Genomic DNA, 2,101 nt, shown 5'->3' with positions numbered 1-2,101 from the left:
CTCAGCTCATGGTTCCGACTACTACGGCCCATAGCGGACTTTCACCACCTAGCTAATACCCATGCCGGGCGCACTAGAATTAAAGACCAAAGAAATAGAAAATACCTACCACTTTGGTCTTTATCAAAATCATTTATCCTTCTTGCAAATAGTGCTTAAATGCTACCGTTAACGGCTTATATAAAATAAAGTAACAGCCTAAATTTCCTAATGCATGATATAGGTCAAATAACAGTCCGCTAAGCCAATAAGCCAAGAAAGCAGCCCAGCCACCATAAATTGACATTCCTAAACTAACAAAAAATCCATATTCAAATCCCAGAAAAGTTGCCAATATAAGCTGTAATGTAAAATGCTTTTTTAAGGGTGTTACTTTAGCAAGACCAGCCACTGTAAGAACACATACGGCATAAGCCAGAATCTGTGGCACGGTCCAAATACCAAAACCTAATAGCAAATTTGACAAGATCATTATCATCATTGCTAATGAAATTCCAAAGCCAACGCCAAGAACTAATGTTGCAATCATTATCAAATCTGTAACAGGTTGAACGTTAGGGATTGGAATTATCTTAAAGACCCGTAAAACAGTCCCTAGTGCTGCCAGCATCGCAATTAGCGTCATTCGTTTGACCTGCATATGCTTACTTACTGGATGAACACGTACTTTCATTTATATCATTCCGCCTTATCCAACGTGAACTGAACCTTATCTTTATTCTTCAATGTTTGCTGGTTAGCTAACTTATTAACCTTTTCTCCATTAATTGTATATGTCCAATAAATTCCTTTCTTTTGGTTTTCCTTCATTCCATCAATTGATGTAATAAAGCCTTTAACTTCTTTAACTTTCCAATTTTTCTTCAATCCGGTAATTACCTTATCATTCTTTTTCAAAGTCGTTTTCTTAGTAGCAACCACCTTTTTACCTTGTTTAAGAGTGTATGTAACCTTAATTGTATTGCTATTCTTTTGAGTATTATTTGTATATCCCGTTAAAATAAAGAATGCTAAGAACATAACTAATAAACCGCTAATCAACTTAAATTTTTTTATAAATTATTCCTCCAAAAAATACAATTAATCAAGATATTAAAAACAACATAATAATTGCTAACTCTAAGCTACAATTATCATCAAATAAGTTCAATGTTTTTTGACAAATAGGACAAAATAGTGCTCTTTTCTCTATAATGTGCTACGAATATTTTTGAGTCGGTCTTTTCTCACTTACGGGTACATCATTTACCACAATAAATATCCCCGCAATCATTAATATAAGCGCGATAATGAATTGAAGACTAAGACTTTCTCCTAATATTAGTAACAATAAAATAACCGCAATAAACGGACTTAACGCATAATAAGCACTTGTTTTGGCCGCTCCTAAATAACGCTGCGCCATTATATATAATAAAATGCTTAAACCAAACGCAAAAAATCCTAATATTAAACAATAAACGATGGTCAAGACGCTTTTTACTGGTGTTTCTTTAACACCAAGCGCTATTAAGTAGCTACCAATGCCAACACCAAACCCTTTAATTATTACTACTTGCACAGGGTTCTTTATTGATAGTTTTTAGTAACATTATTCTCAAATCCCCATAAAATGGTTGCCAATAAGCCCAGAATGATGCCCCAAGAAATTTTCAAACTGCTAAAGTTAAAGGATAATACCATACTGGCAATAACAATCACACTAATCCCAAGCCATAATTTCTTTGTAATTTTCTCACCGCAAATCACTGCCGTAGCAACGATTTCAAAATTACTAATTAACGACATTGATACTGCGGACGATAATTTTATTCCTAAATTTAACAGGATTCCATCGCCAATATTTAGCACAATCATTAAGACAAGGCTGTCCAAGTCATTTAAACTAACACTTTGTTCCCCTGTATCAAATCGATCTTTGAACAGATAATACAAACAAATTAATCCGATTGCGGACCCTAGATATAAGGAAGCCGTCAGATAAACCGGCGGACATTGAATTCCGAGAATCTTTGCGATAGGAGTTTGAACTACTCCCACTTAGCTAAACCTACGGTTTAATGCTTGAAGTGGGAGATTCTGGAAACATCGCATACTTACC

The 2,101-nt window shown here is 34.7% G+C and carries 4 protein-coding genes; all 4 read right to left on the bottom strand.

Annotated features, from left to right (window positions below; genetic code table 11):
• Nucleotides 1–133 precede the first annotated feature (133 nt).
• Nucleotides 134–673 (bottom strand): ECF transporter S component, encoded by a 540-nt coding sequence (locus QOS06_RS10590; RefSeq protein WP_003669962.1) that lies wholly within the window; start codon nucleotides 671–673, stop codon nucleotides 134–136.
• A gap of 5 nt (nucleotides 674–678) precedes the next feature.
• Nucleotides 679–1,056, bottom strand: coding sequence for a DUF4430 domain-containing protein (locus tag QOS06_RS10585; protein WP_003669961.1), 378 nt, complete (start codon nucleotides 1,054–1,056; stop codon nucleotides 679–681).
• Between the two features lie 142 nt (nucleotides 1,057–1,198).
• Entirely contained in the window at nucleotides 1,199–1,561 is a 363-nt protein-coding gene (locus QOS06_RS10580; protein ID WP_273774437.1) for an EamA family transporter, read from the bottom strand.
• 8 nt (nucleotides 1,562–1,569) lie between these two features.
• A complete protein-coding gene (locus tag QOS06_RS10575) occupies nucleotides 1,570–2,040 on the bottom strand; it encodes a DMT family transporter (RefSeq protein ID WP_085680754.1) in 471 nt (156 codons plus the stop codon).
• Nucleotides 2,041–2,101 lie beyond the last annotated feature (61 nt).

The sequence above is a fragment of the Limosilactobacillus sp. DJ3M12 genome (assembly GCF_947381695.1).
GTDB classification, from domain to species: Bacteria; Bacillota; Bacilli; order Lactobacillales; family Lactobacillaceae; genus Limosilactobacillus; species Limosilactobacillus kinnaridis.
Note: the sequence above shows the minus strand (reverse complement) of the source record. Positions and strands in the feature narration are given on the sequence as shown.

What these genes read in the sequence shown, in the direction of transcription:
- QOS06_RS10590 (WP_003669962.1), bottom strand. Translation starts at nt 673, where the DNA reads ATGAAAGTACGTGTTCATCCAGTAAGTAAGCATATGCAGGTCAAACGA.